Consider the following 22,182-nt stretch of genomic DNA (forward strand, 5'->3'; position numbering starts at 1 on the left):
GTATGAATGTAGTCATAAAAAAAGCAATTAATACGCATGTAACTATTTCTAAAAATAAGTTTAAATACACCTTTTTTAAACCCAAAAAAGATTTAAAAGGGAGTAAGCATTTAAGTTGTAAAACAGGTGGTTTTGTTTTTTTATTAATTTCTTCGGATAATAAAAAAAAGCAATTTAAAAAGTTTATTTCAAATGTTATTTCTAGTAAAGGAAAAGTATTAAAATCGAATCTTTCAAATTTAGATGGAATTTTTCAGGTTTTTGTACATGACAAAAAAAACAAGAAGACCGAAGTGTTTTCTGATGCTTTAGGTATTGGTGCTTTTTACTATTTAAAAAAGGATACTTCTTTTGTTTTTTTTGAAAATTTTTATAAGATAGAAAAACTAGAACAAGAGTTAACGATAGCTCCTTTAGGTTTGTTTTCTCAACTTACTTTTGGCTATAGAGTAAACCCTTTTCCAGAATTATATAAAGAATTAAAAAAAGTAAAAGCAGCTATTAAATATACTATAAAAGGTAATGAAATAGTTGAGGATAAATTTACTTTTTTAGAAAGTAAACCTAACTTAAATAAAGCAATTAAAGCTTTTGCAAAAGAGTCTAATAAATTTAAAAACGTTACTGTTGGTATAACAGCAGGTAGAGATTGTTTAACAATTTTAAGTACTTTAAAAGATAAAAATAATATAGAGCTTTGTAATTTTGGAAGTAAAGATGCTGCAGATGTGAAGCAAGGAAAAATTATAAGTAAAAAACTAAATCTTCCATTTAAAAATTTTGATAATGTAAGTGAAGTTAATTTTTTAAATTTTGCGAATAGCATCTCAAATATTTCGGGAGGTTTATCTACTTTATCATATGTAGATATGGTTAGTTTTGCATCTAACATTCCAGATAACAGCAATTACCTTATGGGAGAAGCTGGTGCTTGTGTACGTCTTTTGTTAGATCATAACTTATCTAATAAAGAACAGTTTGATGAATATTTAACTCCAGATATTTTTGTAAACAAAGTTATAAATGATAAGCACAAAAAGTTGTTTTCTACACAAAGAAGCGAGCTTTTAGGTTTATTAGAAGATACGTATTGTAAGGATGAAAATAGTGCTATTTCTATTAACTTTTACAGGCAAGCAAGAATGCCTGGTAATTTTGGAAATAGACATAAAATACTTAATGTTTATGCAGATAAAACATCACCTTTTTTGGCTTATAACTTTATGAAGCATAGTTATGGTTTAGAGAAAAGTAATTTTATAGATGATAATTTACATCATCAAATAATTTTGAAGTCTAACAATTCCTTAGAAAAATATTTTAAATCTCCATTAGAAAAAACAGATATTACTGTACAAGATTGGAATCATAGATTTACAACCTATATTGGAGCTATTTATATTAAAATCATTGAAGAAAACTTTGATGTTTTAAATGAATTCTTAGACAAAGAAGCTACTATAGAATTGTGTAAAGAACAGGTTAAAAACCCAGGAAGGGGAATTTATTTTTTACATAGATTAATCTCTCTATTATTATTTTTAAGCAATTTTAAAAATAAAGCGAGCAATGTCAATTAAAAAGAAAAAAGTAGTAATTGTTTTTGTAAATAAGTCTAATTATGAGAATTATGAAAACTCTGGCGTTTTAAAATCCTTACATGACAAATATGATTTAAAGATTTGGTATGATGGAGAAACTCGTTTTCCTTCAATTCAATTACCTTCTTTAGATTTTAATGGTAAAATTGAATATTTAAAGTATTTAAAAGAAAAAGCGAGTTTAAAGTATTTCGATAAAACGAAGAAACAACGTACACATACTTATTATAGGCGATTTAAAAGAGTACAAGGTTTTAAAAATATATTAAAATTTAAAAGCATTCTTTTATTTTCTAATTTTTTTAAATCAGATAAAGGAATTTCATTTTTAGAAAATAAACTGAATAGTTATGTGGAAAAAACACGTTTTTTTAAAGAAGCTACTAAAATTTTAAAAGAAGAAAATCCAGATATTTTATTAATAACGCATCAATCTACGAGCATAACTTTAGGTATTTCATTAGCAGCAAACAAGATAGAATTACCAGTATTAAGTTCTATTCATTCTTGGGATAATATTGTTAAAGGTAACAAACTAGTAAATGCAGATTATTATGCAGTTTGGAGTGATTACATGAAAAATGAATTGTTAGATTATTATCCTAATGTAAAAGTAGATACTATTTTTACAACTGGTACACCTCAATTTCATGATTATAATTCTAATCAGAAGTTAATACACAAAGAAGATTTTTTCAATGAATTTAAAATTCCAAAAGCTAAATTTTATATTTGTTTTTCGGCAAATTTTAAAGCTATTGGGCAAGATGAACCTCAATATTTAGAAGATTTAATTGAAGAAGTAAAAAAATACAATTCTATAAATGAAGAGAATATTCATATAATATTTAGACCTCACCCAACTGAAGGTTCTAATCGATTTGATGCTTTATTAAAAGAAAAGCCTAAAGATGTTACTAGAGTGATACATCAAAAAGAGTCTAAATTTAATGCTTCTCAAGTTTTATTTTCTACATTATATTATACAGATGCTATGGTTAATGTTGGCTCTACCATGGGGTTAGATGCAACTTTATTAGGTAAACTTGCTTTTTATTTAGATTATACGGTTAAAAATAGTTCTCCTTTATTTTCTATTGATGAAATTTATAAATTGGTTCATTTTAAAAGTTTAAAAGAATATAATAACGCAATTTATCATCTTAAAAGTAAGAATGACTTTACGGAAATTTTTAAAAGAATATCCGCAGAAAATAAAACAGCAATCGTAAAACAACAAAAATGGGCAGAAACTATTGTGAAGCATCCAATAGAAGGTTTTGCTACTAATTATATGAATGTATTAAATGAAATAATTTAAAATATGCATATTGCTTTTATTACTCCAGAATACCCACACCCCAACTTTAAAGGAAGTATTGGCGGAATTGGGACGTTTACAAAAAACTTAGCAGATGAATTGGTTAAAAAAGGAGAAAGAGTCACCGTTTTTGTTCATAGCCAAAATAAAGCTGAGGTTTATAACGAAAATGGAATTGAAATTCATTTTGTTATTAAAAAAAGGGTAAAAGGAATTACTTGGTATACAAATAGAAGGGTTTTTAATAAGTATGTAAATAAAATTATTTTAAAAAATAAGATAGAGGTAATTGAAGCTCCCGAATGGACAGGTTTTACTGCGTTTATGAATTTTAAGTGCCCATTGCTAATACGTTTGCATGGATCAGATACTTATTTTTGTGATTTAGAAAATAGACCTGTTAAAAAGAAGAATAAATTTTTTGAAAAATCAGCATTAAATGGAGCTGATAGAATTATTGGGGTCAGTGATTTTGTCGGTTTAAAAACAAAAGAATTGTTTGGTGTTAAGAAAGAAATAGATACAATTTACAATGCTATTTCTTCTTATGGGTTTAATCCCAATCATCAACAGATAAAAGCAAAGTCACTCTTGTATTTTGGTACTCTTATTCGTAAAAAAGGAGTGTTAGAAATAGCCAAAATGCTTAATGAATTAGTAGATGTAGATGATGAAGTTACTATTGTTTTGTTAGGGAAAGATAATAAAGATATATTTACAGGAACTTCTACTTTAGGTATGATAGAAGATGTTCTTTCAGAAAAAGCAAAACAAAAAGTAAGCTATGTAGAAGCTGTTCCTTATAACCAAGTAATAAATTATATACAACAAGCAGAAGTGGTTTTGTTACCTAGTTTTGCAGAGGCTTTTCCTATGACTTGGTTAGAAGCCATGTCTATGGAAAAAAAGCTAATAACCTCTAATATAGGTTGGGCTAAAGAATTAATGATTGATGGAGTTACTGGTTTTATGATTGATCCTACAAATACAGAAGATTTTAAAAATAAGACTTTAACTTTACTAAATAATCCGGAAGAAGCGGATAAAATGGCTAGAAATGCTAGACAAAGAATTGTAGATGTATTTGATATGAATAAGATAATAATAGAGAATATTAAACTGTATAATCATATTAAACTTTAATAAATGAAATTTAGTTTAATTATTTGCACCTACATGCGTCCAGAAGCAATTATAAAGTTGCTAAAATCTGTAGAAAAACAAGAATTGTATCCTAATGAGATTTTAATTATTGATGGTTCTACAGATGATAAAACAACCATTGTTTTAAAGGAAAATAAGTTTAAAAACCTTAACTATTTTAAAGTTGATGATGCAAATAGGGGATTAACAAAACAACGTAATTTTGGTATTGATAGAGTATCAGAAAATATAGAAGTTGTTTGTTTTTTAGATGATGATATTATTTTAGAAGAACCGTATTTTAAAAATTTAATGGATACATATAAAGTATATCCAGCAGCTGGTGGAGTTGGAGGTTATATTTTAAATGAAGTTAAATGGAGGGGTTTAAACAAAGGTGATAAGCCAAGTTTTAAAGAGTATGAAATTGATGGTTATGTTAGAAATTTAGGAAGTAGAAATGTTTTACGAAAACGATTAGGATTATTATCTGATAAAGCACCTTGTTTAATGCCAGAATTTTCAAACGGATTTTCTGTAGGAAGTTTACCTCCAAACAATAAAATCTATAATGCAGAATATTTTATGGGAGGCGTTTCTTCCTTTAAAAAGGAAGTGGTAGATACCATAAAATTCTCAGAATATTTTCAAGGCTATGGTTTGTATGAAGATTTAGAATATTGTTTAAGGGTTTCTAAAACCTATAATTTATATGTAAATACATCAGCTACTTTGCATCATTATCATGAAGACGGAGGAAGGCCCAATAAGTATTCTTACGGAAAAATGGTAATTAGAAATGGGTGGTATGTTTGGCGAACAAAATTTCCTAAGCCATCTTTAAAAGCAAGATTAAAATGGAATGCTACTGTATTGCTATTAATGACAATTCGTTTTTCTAATTGCTTAAAAGGAAATAAGAAAAAAGAAGCATTTACAGAAGCTTTGGGTAGAAAAATGGGGTGGATTAGTTTAATTTTTAACAAACCATTAAAAGTATGAAGTTTGCGATTATAACACATACTTTACATAAAAGGAAGAATGAAAAACTCTTTGCTTACGAACCTTATGTTCGTGAAATGAATCTTTGGCTAGAAAATGTTTCTGAAACTAGAATAGTAGCCCCTATATCCGAAGAAAAAATGAAGGCTATTGAAGTAGCTTATAATGGAAGTAATATTCATTTAAAGGAAATTCCTAGTTTTAATGTATTGTCTTTAAAAACGAAATTAGTTTCTATATTTAAAATTCCGTTCATTTTAATTCAAATTATAAAGGCTTGTTTTTGGGCAAATCATATTCATTTACGTTGCCCAGGTAATGTAGGTTTATTAGGTTGTATTGTGCAAATTTTATTCCCTTCTAAACCCAAAACTGTAAAATATGCAGGTAACTGGGATCCTAACAGTAAGCAACCAATAAGTTATCGAATTCAAAAATGGATAATTTCAAATACTTTTTTAACTAAAAATTGTAAAGTTTTAGTGTATGGAGAATGGGAGAATCAATCAAAGAATATTGTTCCATTTTTTACAGCATCTTATGTGAATGATGAAATTATAGATATTCCTAAAAAAGATTTTTCTTCTAAAATTAATTTTATCTTTGTTGGTGCTTTTACAGAGGGAAAACAACCGTTGTTAAGCGTTAAAGTTATAGAAAAACTTTTAGCAAAGAATATAAAAGCTCAGTTAGATATGTATGGTCATGGGGTAGAGTTTCTAAAAGTTCAAGAATATGTTGAACAAAATGATCTCGAAGACAATATTATTTTACATGGCAATCAATCTAAAGAAGTCGTTAAAAAAGGGTTTCAAAAAGCTCATTTTTTAATTTTCATTTCTAAATCTGAAGGTTGGCCAAAAGTAGTTGCAGAAGCCATGTTTTGGAGCTGCTTACCTATTTCATCTAAAGTTTCTTGTATTGAGAGTATGTTAGGTTCTGGAACTAGAGGAGCCATAGTAGAAAGTAATGTAAAAGAAAATGAAACTGTGACTGTTATTGAAAATTATATCAAAAATAAAGATGGCTATAAAAAACAAGTTCTAGAAGCTAAAAATTGGTCGCAACAATATACTATGGAAAGGTTTTCATCAGAAATAAAAAAAATACTTTTAAATGCATAAAATAGGAGTTATACAGCTTATAGATTCCTTAGATGCAGGTGGAGCAGAAGTGTTAGCTGTTAATATTGCAAACGCTCTTGGAGATGAAGGTGTAAATTCACATTTATGTACAACAAGAAAAGAAGGAGTTTTAAAAAATAATTTAAAAGAAAATATAGGTTTTTTATTTTTAGAAAGAAAAAAAAGTATCGATTTTTCTGCAATTATTAGATTTAAGAAGTATTTAAAGAAAAATAATATTGGTATTATTCATGCTCATACTACATCTTGTTTTTTTGCCTTTTGTGTAAAGATTATCTATCCTAAAGTAAAAATAATTTGGCATAACCACACCGGTAATTATGTGAATTTAAAAGGATTTAAATTTTTTATAATTAAGTTTATGAGTCTTTTTTTTGACGGAATTATTAACGTTAATGAAGAACTTAATATTTGGGCAAAAAACGAACTAAAACATAAAAAATCAATAAAATTAGATAATTTTCCTCAATTTATAAATAAAAATAAAACAACACAGTTACTTGGGAAAGAAAATAAAAGAATTGTAATTTTGGCTTCTTTGAGAGAAGTTAAAGATCATCTAAACCTTTTAGAATCATTTAATAAAATACATAGTAAATACACCGACTGGACCATACATATTATAGGTAAGGATTTTAATGACAATTATTCAAAAAAAATAAAACAATTTATTTTAGAAAAAAGTTTAGAGAATTCTGTTTTTTTATATGGTTTGTGTTTAGATATAGAAAACATACTTAACCAAGCTACAATTGGGGCTTTGTCCTCTAAGTCAGAAGGTTTACCAGTTTCTTTATTAGAATATGGATTGGCGAAACTACCTGTAGTGGTAACTAATGTAGGCGAATGTAATAAGGTGATAGAAAACGGAAAATCTGGTATCGTTGTAGACAAAGAAAATAGTTTAGAATTGGCAGAAGCCTTAGAAGAATATATTCTTTCAGGAGATAAAAGAAATATTTATGGAGAATTACATCATAAAAATGTGCAAATAAAATACTCACAAAAACATTTTATTACACAATTAATAAAAATATACACTTTATAATTTGATTCAATATATATTAAATAATAAATTAAAACTTATAGCTATTCATATTCTTATAGGGTATTTAGGTACATTTCCTTTATTCCCGAAAATTTATGGATTGGTATGTCTTATTATTCCTTTAATAGTTATTTTTAGTTCGAATAATAGAAATGAAGAAGCTTTTTTATTTGCTTCTTATATGGCAGGAGGAGAAATCTTTTTAAGAATGATTAAAGGGCTTTTTCTTTATGAAACAGGTAAATACGGAGTAATGCTGTTTTTAGTATTGGGAATCTTTTTAGGACCTTTTAAACAAAGGTTTTCTGTCCATTATCTTTTTTATATTTTACTTTTATTATTGGGTATTGTTTTTACACAAGTACCAGAAGGAGAGTCTTTACGAACAAATATTGTGTTTAATTTAAGTGGTCCTATTGTATTAGGTGTCTGTGCTTTATATTTCTATTATAGACCTATAAGTAAACAACAATTACTAGATGCTTTGTTTTTTATGTTACTGCCTTTGTTTTCGATGATTACTTTTATGTATTTTAGAACTCCAGATTTAAAAGAAATTCTTTTTGGAGGGGCTGCGTTAGCTGAAACCTCAGGGGGATTTGGTCCTAATCAAGTTGCTACAGCTGTTGGACTTGGTATACTTATTATAGCTATTTTTTTACTATTGAAAGAGAAGCTAACAGGGTATATTTATTTAGATTCTTTTTTTTTAATTTACTTTATATACAGAGGTTTATTAACTTTTTCTAGAGGTGGACTTTTTACGGCAGCTATAGCTTTAATTTTGTTTGCGTTTTTTTTTATTTTATATAAAAAAATGAGTGTGCAGGTAGTGTTTAAATATGCGTTAATTCTTGGATTCTTTCTTGTCGCTATTTGGGTTTATACCTCTAATATAACTGGTGGAATGTTAGATAATAGATTTACAGGTAAAAATGCAGCTGGAATACAAAAAAAAGATATTACTACTGGTAGAATAGATATATTAGCTTATCAGTTTATAAATTTCTTTGAGAATCCTTTGGGTATTGGTGTAGGAAATGGTAAGTATGAAAGAATGAAATCTCATGAAAGACTTACGGCAGCCTCTCATAATGAGGTGGGGAGGTTAGTGGAAGAACATGGTCTAATTGGGTTTATTTTGTTACTATTATTATTAATTGTACCACTCATTAACTTTTTTAAAGCAAATAACTTTCAAAAAGCATTTATAATAGCATTTTATATAATGTGGTTTTTAACGATTAACCATTCGGCAATGAGAGTTGCTTTACCTGGTTTTATATATGCTTTAAGTTTGATAAGAATTACAGACATTGAAAATGATTTGATAGATGATAAATAAAAGAATTTTATATATAGGCAATAATCTTTCTAAGAAATCGAAATACAAAACTTCAATAGCGATACTTTCTGAGTTATTAGAAAAAGAACATTTTCAATTAACAGTAGTCTCTAATAAGACTAATAAATTAATTAGATTATTAGATATGATCTATAAGACTATACTGTTAAGAAATAAGGTGGATTTTGTTTTGATCGATACATTTAGTACGCTAAATTTTTATTATGCTTATATCATCTCATTAATATGTAAACTATTTTCTTTAAAATACATTCCTATTTTAAGAGGAGGAGATTTACCTAAAAGACTTATCAAAAATCCAGTATTATCAAAAACTATTTTTAAAAATGCTTATAAAAATGTAGCGCCTTCTAATTATTTAAAAGTTGCATTTAAAAAAGAGAACTTTAAAACAGAATTTATTCCTAATACAATTCCTTTAGAAGACTATAAATACTTAGAAAGAACAAACATTCAGCCTAAATTATTATGGGTAAGATCTTTTAAACATTTATACAACCCAACCTTAGCGATTAAAATACTTTTAGAATTAAAAAAGAAATACCCTGATGCAGTTCTGTGTATGGTTGGTCCATTTTTAGATGATTCATATCAAGAAACTGTAAACTTAGTTCAAAAATATAATTTAGAGGACTCTGTTGAGTTTACAGGCGTTTTAACAAAAGAAGATTGGCATAAAAAAGCTACAGAATATGATGTCTTTATAAATACTACTAATTTTGATAATACTCCGATAAGTGTGATTGAAGCAATGGCGTTAGGTTTAACTATTGTGAGTACCAATGTAGGAGGAATGCCGTATTTAATAGAAAATAAGGTAGATGGTTTACTGGTTGATAAAGAGAATGTTGATGCAATGACAAATGCTATTATTGATGTTATTGAAGGTAAATACCTAACATTATCCAAAAAGGCTAGAGAAAAAGCAGAAACATTCGATTGGGATATTATAAAGTATAAATGGTTTAAAATTTTAAAATGATTTATAATAAATTAATTGAAAATCTATTTTTACCTCTAGGAGATTTTATGAATAAATCTTCATATTTAAAGCAATTAAAATATTGGAGAAAGGTAGACGGTTTATCTGAAATTGAATTAGAAAATCTTCAAAAAAAGAATCTAAAAAATATTTTAGAACATACGGTAAATACAGTTTCTAAATACAATTCCATTCAATTAAAAGGGAAAGATCCTTATCGCTGGTTAGAAGGTTTTCCTATTTTGACAAAGGATGATATTAGAGGTAATTCAGATAGCTTACTTTCTAATAAAGTAAATAAAGCTAATTTAATATCTTACTCGAGTAGTGGTTCTTCAGGTATTCAAAGCACTGTTTTTATGGATAAAAAAGAGCAGTCAATTATTAGAGCTATTTTATCTCATTGGTGGGAGTGGAGTGGTTATAAAGTAGGAGATTCTATTGTACAAACGGGGATGTCTCCCAATAGAGGTTTTTTAAAATCTATAAAAGATAGTTTGTTTAAAACAAAGTATATAACCGCTTTTTCATTAACCGAAAAACAGTTAGAAACCCTTTTTAAAGAGTTGAATAATACTAATAATTATTACTTAGCAGGTTACGCATCTTCTTTGAATATTATTGCTGAATATGCTTTAGAACACAATTACAATATACATTTTAAGGCAGCCATTAGTTTTGGAGATAAAATGTTTAATCACTATAAAAAAAATGTAGAAAAAGCTTTTACAACTAAAGTTTATGATACTTATGGCTGTAATGAAGGCTTTTTAATTGCGAGTCAAAAAGATTTGGAATATAAGTATATTATGTCTCCACATGTATATTTAGAAATTTTAGATGATGATAATAATCCTTTACCAGATGGAGAGTTAGGACATGTAGTTGTTACAAGATTAGATGGTTTTTCGATGCCACTAATACGATATAAAATTGGAGATTTAGCGATTAAATTACCTAAAGAAAAATACCCCGAAAATCGAGCTTTTAATTATCCTCTATTAGAAAAAATTATTGGTAGAGATACTGATATTGTACTTTTGTCTGAGAATAAAAAACTGACCGTACATTCCTTTACTGGTATTTTTGAGTATGTTCTTGAAATAAAACAATTTAAAGTAATTCAAGAACAACTAGGTGAAATAACTATTGAATATATTAAAGATAAGGGCTTTAATAAAGATGTTTTAGTAAGTGTAACAAAGGAGTTGCAAAAGTATATTTTAGATGAAGAGTTTAAAATACGTTATAAAGAAGTAACCTATATAGCTGCTTCAAAATCTGGAAAACCACAAATAGTTGAATCAAAGCTTTTAAAAAAATAAAAATTCATTTACAAAATACCTATTTATAACTGTGAGTAAAAATATTGTCATTATTTCTAATTATTATCCTCCAGAAATGGGGGCAGCTGCCAATCGAATTAAAAATTTAGCAGAAGGCTTAAAAAGTAAAGGGAATAAGGTTACTGTTATGTGCCCATTGCCTAATTACCCGAAAGGTAAAATTTTTGAAAAATATAGCGGAAAGTTTTTTGTAGAAGAAATAGTAGAAGAGATTATTGTAAAAAGATATTGGATATTTCCTTCTAAATCAAAAAAAGCAATTGTACGCTTATTTAGTATGTTATCATTTGCTTGGTCTTTTTGGTTTTCCATTTTTAGTTTAGTAAGAAAAAAACCAGATGTTTTTATTATTCAGTCTCCACCATTATTAGTTGCGCTATCTGGCTTACTATTGAGTAAGGTTTTAGGATGTAAAAATATTTTAAATGTTTCTGATATTTGGCCTTTGTCGGCTTTAGAGTTAGAGGTGATTAAAAAAGGGAGCTTTTATAGCTTTTTAGAAAAAATTGAAAAAATAAATTATAAATTAGCTGATAAGATTATAGGACAATCCGAAGAAATATTAACGCATATAAAGGGAGTTGTTGATACAGATTTTTTAATTTATAGAAATGTACCTAATTACAGAAAGTATTCGGTTAAGGAAAAAAGCAAGGGCAATTTAAAAATTGTCTATGCAGGCTTATTAGGTTATGCACAAGGTATTTTAAATATTTGTAATGAAATAAATTTTAAAGAAATTGGTGTAGAATTACATATTTATGGTGCAGGAATGGAAGAAAATGAAATTAAGCAGTTTTCAGAAAAATCTGATAACAATATTTTTTTTCATGGAGTAAAATCGGCCAAAGAAATTAAAGATGAAATAAGAAAATTCGATATTGGTTTTGTTCCTTTAAAAAATAAAATTTATGGAGCTCTGCCTTCTAAAATATTTGAATTAATGCAATTAGGTATTCCTATTTTATATGTAGGTTCTGGTGAAGCAGAAGAGATTATTGCTTCTAAAAAATCTGGCTTATTTTCTGAGCCCAACGATCTTAAAAGCTTATGTAAAAACATTTCTATTTTTAAACAAATGGATAATAGTGATTATATTATGTGTTCTAAAAATAACATTAATGCTCACGTAAATGAATTTAACTTAGAGTTACAAATGGAGAAACTTCAACATTTTATAAACTTAAATTAAAAAATGCTTTTTAACTCTATAGATTTTGCTGTTTTTTTTCCAATAGTTTTTATTCTTTATTGGTTTGTTTTTTCAAAAACAAATACACGACAGAATTGGGTTGTTTTAATTGCTAGTTATGTCTTTTATGGTTTTTGGGATTGGCGTTTTCTTATTTTAATACTATTTAGTTCTATCATAGATTTTTTTATTGGAAAAAAACTAGGAAAAGTAGAAGACTCGTCTAAACGAAAAATATTTTTAACAATAAGTATTGTTGTTAATTTAGGTTTACTTGGTTTTTTTAAATACTATAATTTCTTTTTAGAGAGTTTTACATCAGCATTTACCTTTTTTGGGAGTTCTATTTCAGCCGAAAGACTTACAATTATTTTACCTGTTGGTATCAGTTTTTATACATTTCAAACCTTAAGTTATTCAATAGACATTTATAGACAGAAACTAGAACCAACCAATAATTTTTTAGCTTTTTTATCATTTGTAAGTTTTTTTCCGCAATTAGTTGCGGGCCCCATAGAAAGGGCTTCAAATTTATTACCACAATTTTATAAGAAAAGAACATTTTCTTATGAAAAAGCAGTTTCTGGTGTACAACTAATTGTTTGGGGATTTTTCAAGAAAATAGTAATTGCAGATAATGCATCCATTATTGTAAATGGTATTTTTAACAACTATGAAAATCAATCTTTTGAATCTCTTTTAATAGGAGCTTTTCTTTTTTCATTTCAAATTTATGGAGATTTTTCTGGTTATTCAGATATTGCAATTGGTACAGCTAGACTTTTTAATTTTGATTTAATGACCAATTTTAAGTTTCCTTATTTATCAAAAAATATTGGGGAATTCTGGAAACGTTGGCATATTTCTCTTTCTACTTGGTTTAGAGATTATTTATATATTCCACTAGGAGGAAGTAAAGGAACTTTACTTAAGTCTATAAGAAATGTTGGCATTGTATTTATAGTTAGTGGGTTTTGGCATGGTGCTAATTGGACCTTTATTTTCTGGGGATTTATACATGCAGTTTTGTATATTCCTCTTTTTATAGCATTAAAAAAAAAAAAAATAGACGTAAAGAAAACGAATATCAATTTAAATATTTTAAAAATTGCAGTTACTTTTATTTTGGTGATGTTTTCATGGATTGTATTTAGGTCTCTTTCTATTACTGATGCTTTTAATTATATTTCAAGAATTCTAAGTTTAACTAACGGAGGAAGTTTTTATGCTTCTACAAGTAAGTATTTAATTATTACAGGTATTACGTTTTGTAGCATTGTTTTTTTAATAGCAACAGAGCTTTATAACGATAAAAAAGGAAGAGTTGAAACGTATTTTAATTCTTATTTTTTAATTTTCTTATGTTTATTTATTGCTTTCTTGGGAGCGATAAAAAATCATGCAGATTTTATCTATTTTCAATTTTAAAAGATGAAAAAATTTATAAAAAAAATAATTTACTTTTCGGCTTTAACTTTAATTATAGGTAATATTATTGCTTTTGGTACTAATTATTTTTTAAGAAAATCTACTTTTTATAAAAGTTCTTTTTTAGTAAACGGATTTAATCCCGATAAAAAATTAGATTATTTTGTAGTAGGTTCAAGTAGAGGTTTAACGACTCTTAATAGCGGTTTAATTGATGAAAAATTAGGCGTAAAAGGTGTTAACTTATCTATGGATGATACCGATTTAAAGACTCAATTTTTAATGATTCAACATTTTTTTAGATCTAATTTTAAAGCAGATTATTTGGTTTTAGTTTTAGATGCCAATCATTTTACAAAAACGTCTTTAGAATTAGGTAATAATGACTATCGATTTGCACCGTTTGTAAATAGAGATTATGTGAGAAATCATTTTAAAAAATATGAAAACAGTGCTTTAAACATATTAACTAATTCTAATTTTAATCCTTTTTTTGCTTATTCATATTATAATTTAGAATTATTATTACCTGCAACGTTGAGTGCAATAAAACCTAAGTTTAGAAATAAATTTGATGAGTTTGGTAACTATTCATACCCATCTTCTAGTCATAAAGAGGTTAACCTTAATTCTGAAATTAAAGAAATAAATACAGAAATTACCAATCCAATAATTAAAGAGGTTCAAAATTATTTGATTGAAAATAATTGCGAATTAATAATTTATATCGCTCCTTATCAGCAAGAAAAGTTTACTTTTAATAATAAATTAGAATATACTATTATAAACCATTCATCAGTTTTAGAAGATAAAAATGAATTATTTTATGATGGAATACATGTAAATACTAAAGGAAGAAAACAGAGTACATTATTTTTTATAAATAATTTTAAAATGTTAATCAATTAATATTTTTTTATAAATTTACCAACTCCCAAAAAGTATTTTAGTAATCTTTTTTCAATCTCATTTATGTAATTGAATAAATTAAAACAGGTTAAAAAACAGCATCATTTGGCAACAAAAATATCCTACTTTAATGTATCCGAAAGAAAACTTTTTTTAAGAATAATAGATGTTATTATTCTTATTTCTAGTTTGTACCTAGCTTCATTATTTATCAATTTTACCTACATAAAATTTAATAGCAATGCCATTTTTAATTGGTTATTATTATTAATTTTTTATTTTTCAATTTTTGGTCAAATTTTTCAACTGTATGGTTTAAACGTCTCTAATAATAGGTATTTAACCGTTAGAGCGGCTGTTCTTACGGTTTTTGCAACTACCATTTTTTATATTTTTACTCCTTATTATTCGCCAGAATTACCTCCTAATAGATTACAAATAGGCTATTTCTTTTTGCTTTCTTTTATTCCAATTTTACTTTGGCGTTTTATATATATATCATTAATATTTTCTCCAAAATATTTTAAATCTATCGTTTTCGTTGGTAATTCAGAAAGAATTAAAAAATTATTGACTCAAGTATATAATGATTCTTATCATGATGTTTCTGCTTATTTATCTGATCAAGAAATTAAAGGAATTAATGGTTTTATAGATATTTCTAAAACTACAATATCTTCAATTTTGGCAGACAATTTTATTACTGAAGTAGTTGTATCTAAAAGAGATCTTTCTGACGAAGTAGTGAATCGTCTAAACAAAGAACTTATTTTGTTATTTGAGAAAGGCGTAAATATTGTGAGTTATGAAACTTTTTATGAAGATGTAAATGTTAGAATTCCTAGAGAATATTTAGACCATAATTTTTATAGGCACATCAATTTTAGTAAGAATAATTCTAATAATTTTTATCTTTTTGGTTTAAGAATTATAGATATATTACTTTCATTAATTGGAGCTATAGGTTTTTTATGTGTTATTCCATTAATTTTTGTTGGTAACATTATCGCAAACAGAGGTCCTTTGTTTTACACTCAATTAAGAGTTGGGAAGAATGGTAAACCTTTTAGAATTTTTAAGCTGAGGTCTATGGTTAGAGATGCTGAAAAAGGAGGAGCAGTTTGGGCTAAAAAAAATGATATTAGAATTACTGCTTTTGGAAAGTTTTTAAGACGTACTAGACTAGATGAAATGCCTCAGTTTTTTAATATTATAAAAGGAGATATGAGTTTAATTGGTCCTAGACCAGAAAGACCAGAGTTTGTAAAAGATTTAGAAGATAAGATACCATTTTATGCAATTAGGCACGTTGTTAGACCTGGGTTAACGGGGTGGGCTCAAGTGAATTACCCGTATGCAAATACTGTAGAAGAGCAAGAAACTAAATTACGTTACGACTTGTATTATATTAAAGAACGTAGTACTTTTTTAGATTTCAAAATTTTTATAAAGACATTTACTACGGTCTTATATTTTAAAGGTCAATAATTTTTTTTGATAAATAGTAATACCTTATTGCAAGGAACACTAATAAAGGGATTATAACTACAGGGAACACCTGAATTTCTACGATCCACAAAATAGGAACTATAACTAGAAATAATAGTAATAATTGCATGTATTTTTTCAACCATCTTGGTTGATGTGTTTTTAACAATAGAAAAGCAACCACTACATTAGGAGCAAATGCCCATAATAAGTTAAAGTTATTTGGTGCTGTGGAGTGTGTAGAGAAAAACCAAAGAAAAAATAATGCACAACCTATAAGACCTGTAACAAAGAATAAGGTAAAATCTAAAGACTTCGTTCTTTTATTATTTTTAAAGTCTTTATATGTAATGTAAATACCTAATAAGGCTAAAACGCTAAAGATTAAAAAAGGATTAAAAATAGATGTCTTAGCTTTTTTTTCTTTAAAGTTTAGAAGTACTATTTCTTTCTTTATCAATTTTTGTGGTTGATTTTTAATATAAACGGTAGCACTTTTAAAAGAACTATAGACATAGTCTGGTAAGTACATATATTGCTCAAAAGTAGCTTGTTCATCTAGTTTTGTACCGGCTATTAGATTTAAGCCAAAAGTACCCCAAGATTTCCAAGGAATTTCATTGTTTGTTAATTGTCTAAATGTGATGTTTTTTTCTAGGTTGTTGTAGTCAAAGACAACTTTATCTCCTAAAATAGTTTTAGTAATATCTCTTAATTTGGTAGCGCAATTATCAAAATAAGGATCATATTGATAGTTGCTGTTTTCTGGCAAAGCATTGTTTTCTAGAAATTTAAAATAGCGTTGCTTTTCTTGCGTTGTTAAATTTAAAACTTGCTCTTTTAACCAACGTTTGTCTCTTCTGTAACTTGCTATAAAGTATTTAAAATCATAACGAGCTAAGCTATAAATCATATTTCCTTTTGCAAAATTTGTATAAAAGTTAGGCTGATTAAAATCAAACATTCCGTAATTGTAAATTAAATCTAATTTTAAAACGGGATCTTTAATTCTAATGGCAGAATGTCCAAAAGCTTCATATAATTCTTCTCCTGGTCCTGCAGTAACAATACTTACTTCTGCATACTCCGAAAGTTGTAGTTGTGCTTTTAAGGGTGAAAATATGGAAAGTAAAAATAGTAAGAGAAAGTACTTTTTGTTCATAAAAACTAAGGTCTAAAAAAACTATAATCTATAGTGATTGAAAAAATATTTGAATACAATGCATTACCAACACTACCAATGTTTGTTAAAGCATAATCTATTTTTATGCCATTGTATTTAAAGCCAACACCAAAATTGGGTTGCATAGAAAGTGATTTTGAATTGTCGAATTCTGTTATGTATTGAAAATTACCAACACCAGCTCTTAAGAAAACTAATTCATCATAATCTAACTGAAAACCCATTGCTGGATCTATACTTACTACATCAGAAGAAAATATATCATTGGTTTTGGTAAAACGCATATTTGCATTTGCTTCCGAAAGTAGATTAAACATACGGCCTATCCTCCAACTTTTAGCCACTCCTAATTGTAATTTAGGTTTGGTAATTTCTGTTGTTTCTGGTAAATCTTGATTTTCTCCAGGAATGGCGTCTTTAATCTTGTTAAATTCATCTTCATTAATTGCCCAACTATTAAAAGTAGTGGTAATATCTCTTGCCATCAATCCAAATTTCCAAGAATTTCGTTCAAACTGAATTCCTGCATCAAAGCCAAATCCGTAAGAAGAAGCAAAATCACCAATAATTCTTCTAACAATTTTAGCATTTACACCAAATTTAACATCCTTAAAAATTAAATTTCTAGCATACGCAAAGTTAAAAGCATAATCTACGGAAGAAAATAGTTGAATTCTGTTATAATCGATGTTTCCATCACTATCAATTAACTCTGTGGTATTTAAAATATCATCTACCCCAAAACGAATTATAGAAATTCCAACGGCACTTTCTTTGTCTATTGGCATTGCAAAACTAGCGTGATTATAATTTGCAATTCCGGCAAAGTAAGAAGCATGCATTAATGATCCTTGATAGTCTTCTATACCTACTAATCCCGCAGGATTCCAATAGATAGAGTTTACATCATTGGTTGTAGCAACAACACTTTTACTCATTCCTAAGCCTGCCGCATCAACTCCTATTGTTAAAAATTCATTAGAGTAACTTCTAAATGCTTGTGCAGATAAAAGGAGCGGACTAAGTAGTATAAAAAATAATATTTTTTGTTTCAAAGAGTGAAAATTATCAGTAACAAATATCTAAAAACATACTAAAATAACAGTAGTTTTTTAAAGATATTGTTTACAATAGATTAATCTGGATATTTTGTTTGATAAATCTTTCAATTCTAAGTTCTAGCCAGTTGTTTTTAGCGTTGTAAAAAGAAGAAATAAAGCCACAATGACCGCCATAATTTGTAGTTTCAAAAAAGAAATTTTTAGAATTATTAGCTTCCTCAAAAGGAAAGCATTTATCAGATAAAAAAGTATCATCTTTAGAGTTGATGAGTAAAGTTGGTATTTTTATTTTTGATAAATACGGTTTGGCACTCGCTTTTTCCCAGTAATCTTCTGGACTTTTAAAACCAAAAATAGGCACAGTATATAGGTTTTCTAAATGTTTAAATCGGGTAGCCTTTGCCAATTGATCTTTATCTACATGAAATTCAGGAAATTTTGCTGCTTTTTCTAAAATTTTAATTTTCATGCTTTTCAAAAACCGCTCTAAATACAATTTGTTCTTTAATTTTTCTAATTCATATTCTCCAGAAGCAATATCAATAGGAACAGAAACAGCAATTCCTCCTTTTATTTTAGAAGATATATTTTCAGATTGTTCACCTATATATTTTAAGGTTAAATTACCGCCTAAACTAAAACCAATTAGTACAATATTCTCATAGTCATAATGGGCTAAAAGGTGTTTTACAACAAAATCTACATCTTCTGTTTTACCACTATGATACGTTCCTAAAAGTAAATTATCTTCACCAGAACAACCTCTTAAATTAAAACAAACAGTATCTAATCCTTTTGTATTTAAATGTTTTGTGGTAGATATGATGTATTTAGAATTAGAACTTCCTTCTAAACCGTGAATTAATAAAGCCAAGGTTTTAGAGCCCACTAAAGAAAAGTCTAAATCAATAAAATCTTTATCCCAAGTAGTAATTCTTTTTCGTTGATAATTACAATGTTCTTTGGTAAAAACAGATCTGTAAATAGTATTAAAATGACCACTTTTAAAGAGAAAAGTAGGAGTGAAGTCTGATGTAAATACAGGCATATATTGAAATTAAACTATTTTAAAAATTGAAATTAAAAGTTTTACTCGTTGTATAGTATGAATTGTGATTTTTTCTAAAAAAATACTTACAAATATCATAAAAAAATAAAGAATAATTTAAACCACGCAAATTTGATTTCTTATTTTAGCTTTTCAATTAAACTAAAAAATGAATTTAAAGAAACACATTCCTAATTTAATAACGCTAGGTAATCTTTTTTGTGGAACAGTAGCTACTATTTTTGCGGTTGAAGGTAATTTTATATATGCAGGTTTATTTGTTGTTTTAGGAATTTTATTTGATTTTTTTGATGGCTTTGCAGCGCGTTTACTAAATGTTTCTGGAGAGTTAGGTAAACAATTAGATTCTTTGGCGGATATGGTTACAAGTGGAGTTGTACCGGGAATTATCGTTTATAAATTATTGATAGAGAATGCTGCAGGGATACAAGATTTTAATGAGCAAAGTTATTTGCCTTTTTTAGGTTTACTATTAACTTTAGGAGCTTGTTATAGATTGGCCAAATTTAATATTGATACAAGACAATCAGATTCTTTTATAGGGTTACCAACACCTGCAATGAGTTTATTTATCATTTCTTTACCTCTAATTCAAGAATACTCAACGGTAGCATTTGCTCAGGAGTTAATAGCAAGTAATTCCTTTTTAATTGCTGTTACTTTGATTTTAACCTATTTAATGAATGCAGAATTACCTTTATTTTCTTTAAAATTTAAAGATTATTCATTTAAAAAGAACATAATTGTATATTCTTTTCTTTTTGCATCTTTAATTTTAATTTACACTTTACATTTCCTTTCTATTCCATTTATTATTATATTGTACATTATAATATCACTTATTAACAAAATAATTGTATTTAATGGAAATAGCCAGAATCCCCCAAAATGAACAAGAAAGGTTAGACGTTTTAAAAAGTTATAATATTTTAGACTCTTTACCGGAAGATGAATATGATGCAATTACAAAAATAGCATCAAGTATATGTAATACTTCAATTGCCCTAGTTTCTATTATTGATAAAAATAGACAATGGTTTAAATCTACACACGGTATAGAAGGCGTAACAGAAACACCAAGAGATGTCGCTTTTTGTTCACATGCAATTTTAGATCCCAATGAGTTATTTATAATAAATGATGCATCAAAAGATAAACGTTTTTTTGATAATCCTTTAACGATTAATGAACCGAATGTAATTTTTTACGCAGGCGCTCCATTAAATAGTTCAGAAGGGGTTCCTTTAGGTACTTTGTGTGTTATTGATAACAAACCAAAGATTCTAACAGATAATCAAAAAGATTCTTTAAAATTATTATCAAAACAAGTAGTTGTACTTTTAGAACTTCGAAAAAAAAACAAAGAATTATCTAATTCTAATAGCGAGGTAAAAAAGTTAAACGACCAACTAAATAGTTTTGCTTATCGATTAACACACGATTTAAAATCGCCAATAAATGGTGTTAGTTTTTTGTTAGATGTTTTAAAAGAAGATCATATTGCTCTTTTTAAAAATACTGGAGCAGAAGAGTACATTGGTTTAATTTCAGATAGAGTTGTATATATAAATACTTTGATAAACGAAATTTTAAATTATTCTAAAGTAACCAGTGAAAATATTGTTTTTGAACATTTTAATTTAAAATTATTTTTAGATAGTATTATAACCAATATAGATTTTGAAAATAAGATATTCTTAGACACTTCTCATTTAAATCTAAATGTTTTTTCTTCTAAAATTGGGCTTCTACAAGTTTTTCAGAATTTAATATCTAATTCAAGGAAATTTTTTGACGAAGAAAAATCTATTATTACTGTTAGTTTTAAAGAGGATGTAGAAAGCTATTATTTCATTTATGAAGACAATGGTCCTGGTATTGAAGAAAAATACTTTAAAAAAGTCTTTGAAATGTTTGAAACTTTAGGAAGTACAAATGATAATAATACCGGTATTGGTTTATCAACAGTACAATCTATAGTAAAAAGACTTGGAGGTAATGTTGGTTTAAAGAAAAGAGAAAATAATAAAAAAGGAGTTTGTTTCTATTTTAATATTTCTAAAAAAGAAGATAAATTATCAATCTGTAAAGATTAAAAAACTCTCTTCTTTTTCAATTCGAAGTCTTTACCTAAATATACTTTTCTAACCATTTCATCTGCTGCCAACTCTTCTGGAGTCCCGCTTTTTAGGATACTTCCTTGGTACATTAAATAGGTTTTATCTGTAATCGCTAAAGTTGCTTGTACATCATGATCTGTAATTAAAATACCAATATTTCTGTCTTTTAAATGAGCCACAATGCTTTGTATATCTTCTACAGCAATAGGGTCTACACCAGCAAAAGGTTCATCTAATAAAATAAATTTTGGATCGGAAGCTAAGCAACGTGCAATTTCTGTTCTACGTCTTTCTCCTCCAGATAATAAGTCTCCTCTGTTTTTACGAACATGGCCAATATTAAACTCTTCAATTAAAGACTCTAATTTTTCTTTTTGTTCTTTTTTAGATAAATCTGTAAATTGTAAAACAGACATAATATTTTCTTCAACAGATAATTTTCTAAAAATAGAAGCTTCTTGTGCTAGATAACCAATACCTTTCTGAGCACGCTTATACATGGCATCTTCGGTAATTTCTTCATCATTTAAGAAAATTTTACCAGAATTTGGTTTTATCATCCCAACAATCATATAGAAAGAAGTTGTTTTTCCGGCACCATTAGGACCTAAAAGTCCGATGATTTCACCTTGTTTTACCTCTAAAGAAATCCCGGTAACAACTTTTCTACTTCCGTAGATTTTTTCTATGTTCTCTGCTCTTAAAATCATATTTTATAAATATGTAATTGTTTAATTGTTGAAACGTGTAATGTTAGTTTGTGTAAAAGTAATAAATT

Annotated in this window: 19 protein-coding genes; 15 read left to right on the plus strand and 4 right to left on the minus strand. The window is 27.2% G+C overall.

Going from position 1 to position 22,182, the window contains the following annotated elements; all coding sequences use genetic code 11:
* Positions 1-2 precede the first annotated feature (2 nt).
* The 13 genes from H0I28_RS03055 (at position 3) to H0I28_RS03115 (ending at position 15,971) form a co-directional block, all read left to right on the plus strand.
* Complete coding sequence (locus H0I28_RS03055) at positions 3-1,580, plus strand: hypothetical protein (protein WP_218760425.1); 1,578 nt, start codon at positions 3-5, stop codon at positions 1,578-1,580.
* Complete coding sequence (locus tag H0I28_RS03060) at positions 1,570-2,922, plus strand: glycosyltransferase (protein WP_218760426.1); 1,353 nt, start codon at positions 1,570-1,572, stop codon at positions 2,920-2,922. The genes H0I28_RS03055 and H0I28_RS03060 overlap by 11 nt, the downstream gene beginning before the upstream one ends.
* A gap of 3 nt (positions 2,923-2,925) precedes the next feature.
* Positions 2,926-4,065, plus strand: coding sequence for a glycosyltransferase family 4 protein (locus tag H0I28_RS03065; RefSeq protein WP_218760427.1), 1,140 nt, complete (start codon positions 2,926-2,928; stop codon positions 4,063-4,065).
* 3 nt (positions 4,066-4,068) lie between these two features.
* The gene (locus tag H0I28_RS03070) at positions 4,069-5,067 is read left to right on the plus strand and encodes a glycosyltransferase family 2 protein (protein ID WP_218752793.1); all 999 of its coding nucleotides are present in this window, start codon (positions 4,069-4,071) and stop codon (positions 5,065-5,067) included.
* Positions 5,064-6,191: a glycosyltransferase gene (locus H0I28_RS03075; protein ID WP_218760428.1), complete on the plus strand. Its 1,128-nt coding sequence runs from the start codon at positions 5,064-5,066 to the stop codon at positions 6,189-6,191. The genes H0I28_RS03070 and H0I28_RS03075 overlap by 4 nt, the downstream gene beginning before the upstream one ends.
* On the plus strand, positions 6,184-7,260 hold the full coding sequence (locus tag H0I28_RS03080) for a glycosyltransferase (protein WP_218760429.1): 1,077 nt from the start codon (positions 6,184-6,186) through the stop codon (positions 7,258-7,260). Before H0I28_RS03075 ends, H0I28_RS03080 begins: the two co-directional genes overlap by 8 nt.
* 1 nt (position 7,261) lies before the next feature.
* Positions 7,262-8,605 (plus strand): O-antigen ligase family protein, encoded by a 1,344-nt coding sequence (locus tag H0I28_RS03085; protein ID WP_218760430.1) that lies wholly within the window; start codon positions 7,262-7,264, stop codon positions 8,603-8,605.
* Positions 8,595-9,608: a glycosyltransferase family 4 protein gene (locus tag H0I28_RS03090; protein WP_218752797.1), complete on the plus strand. Its 1,014-nt coding sequence runs from the start codon at positions 8,595-8,597 to the stop codon at positions 9,606-9,608. Before H0I28_RS03085 ends, H0I28_RS03090 begins: the two co-directional genes overlap by 11 nt.
* On the plus strand, positions 9,605-10,933 hold the full coding sequence (locus tag H0I28_RS03095) for a hypothetical protein (protein ID WP_218733265.1): 1,329 nt from the start codon (positions 9,605-9,607) through the stop codon (positions 10,931-10,933). Before H0I28_RS03090 ends, H0I28_RS03095 begins: the two co-directional genes overlap by 4 nt.
* 31 nt (positions 10,934-10,964) lie before the next feature.
* Positions 10,965-12,146 carry a glycosyltransferase family 4 protein gene (locus H0I28_RS03100; protein WP_218760431.1) on the plus strand — a complete coding sequence of 394 codons (1,182 nt, stop codon included), beginning with the start codon at positions 10,965-10,967 and terminating at the stop codon, positions 12,144-12,146.
* Between the two features lie 3 nt (positions 12,147-12,149).
* Positions 12,150-13,574 (plus strand): MBOAT family protein, encoded by a 1,425-nt coding sequence (locus tag H0I28_RS03105; protein WP_218760432.1) that lies wholly within the window; start codon positions 12,150-12,152, stop codon positions 13,572-13,574.
* 3 nt (positions 13,575-13,577) lie between these two features.
* Entirely contained in the window at positions 13,578-14,483 is a 906-nt protein-coding gene (locus H0I28_RS03110) for an SGNH/GDSL hydrolase family protein (RefSeq protein ID WP_218752800.1), read from the plus strand.
* Between the two features lie 105 nt (positions 14,484-14,588).
* Positions 14,589-15,971 (plus strand): exopolysaccharide biosynthesis polyprenyl glycosylphosphotransferase, encoded by a 1,383-nt coding sequence (locus tag H0I28_RS03115; RefSeq protein WP_218760433.1) that lies wholly within the window; start codon positions 14,589-14,591, stop codon positions 15,969-15,971.
* On the opposite strand, the gene H0I28_RS03120 is transcribed toward H0I28_RS03115, so the two are convergent.
* From H0I28_RS03120 to H0I28_RS03130, 3 genes are all read right to left on the minus strand, one after another.
* Complete coding sequence (locus tag H0I28_RS03120; protein ID WP_218760435.1) at positions 15,958-17,133, minus strand: DUF4105 domain-containing protein; 1,176 nt, start codon at positions 17,131-17,133, stop codon at positions 15,958-15,960. The genes H0I28_RS03115 and H0I28_RS03120 overlap by 14 nt on opposite strands.
* 5 nt (positions 17,134-17,138) lie before the next feature.
* Positions 17,139-18,209 (minus strand): PorV/PorQ family protein, encoded by a 1,071-nt coding sequence (locus H0I28_RS03125; protein ID WP_218760436.1) that lies wholly within the window; start codon positions 18,207-18,209, stop codon positions 17,139-17,141.
* A gap of 70 nt (positions 18,210-18,279) precedes the next feature.
* Positions 18,280-19,263 carry a YheT family hydrolase gene (locus H0I28_RS03130; protein WP_218760437.1) on the minus strand — a complete coding sequence of 328 codons (984 nt, stop codon included), beginning with the start codon at positions 19,261-19,263 and terminating at the stop codon, positions 18,280-18,282.
* Positions 19,264-19,432: 169 nt separating this feature from the next.
* Here H0I28_RS03130 and H0I28_RS03135 point away from each other — a divergent pair, with 169 nt between their 5' ends.
* Together H0I28_RS03135 and H0I28_RS03140 are read left to right on the plus strand one after the other, a co-directional pair.
* Entirely contained in the window at positions 19,433-20,176 is a 744-nt protein-coding gene (locus H0I28_RS03135) for a phosphatidylcholine/phosphatidylserine synthase (protein ID WP_218760438.1), read from the plus strand.
* Positions 20,148-21,380, plus strand: coding sequence for an ATP-binding protein (locus H0I28_RS03140; RefSeq protein ID WP_218760439.1), 1,233 nt, complete (start codon positions 20,148-20,150; stop codon positions 21,378-21,380). Before H0I28_RS03135 ends, H0I28_RS03140 begins: the two co-directional genes overlap by 29 nt.
* Here H0I28_RS03140 and lptB read toward each other — a convergent pair.
* A complete protein-coding gene (gene lptB / locus H0I28_RS03145) occupies positions 21,377-22,114 on the minus strand; it encodes an LPS export ABC transporter ATP-binding protein (protein ID WP_218733284.1) in 738 nt (245 codons plus the stop codon). The two genes, H0I28_RS03140 and lptB, sit on opposite strands and share 4 nt — an antisense overlap.
* Between the last annotated feature and the right edge of the window lie 68 nt (positions 22,115-22,182).

This window comes from Polaribacter sp. AHE13PA, from assembly GCF_019278505.1.
Taxonomy (GTDB): Bacteria; Bacteroidota; Bacteroidia; order Flavobacteriales; family Flavobacteriaceae; genus Polaribacter.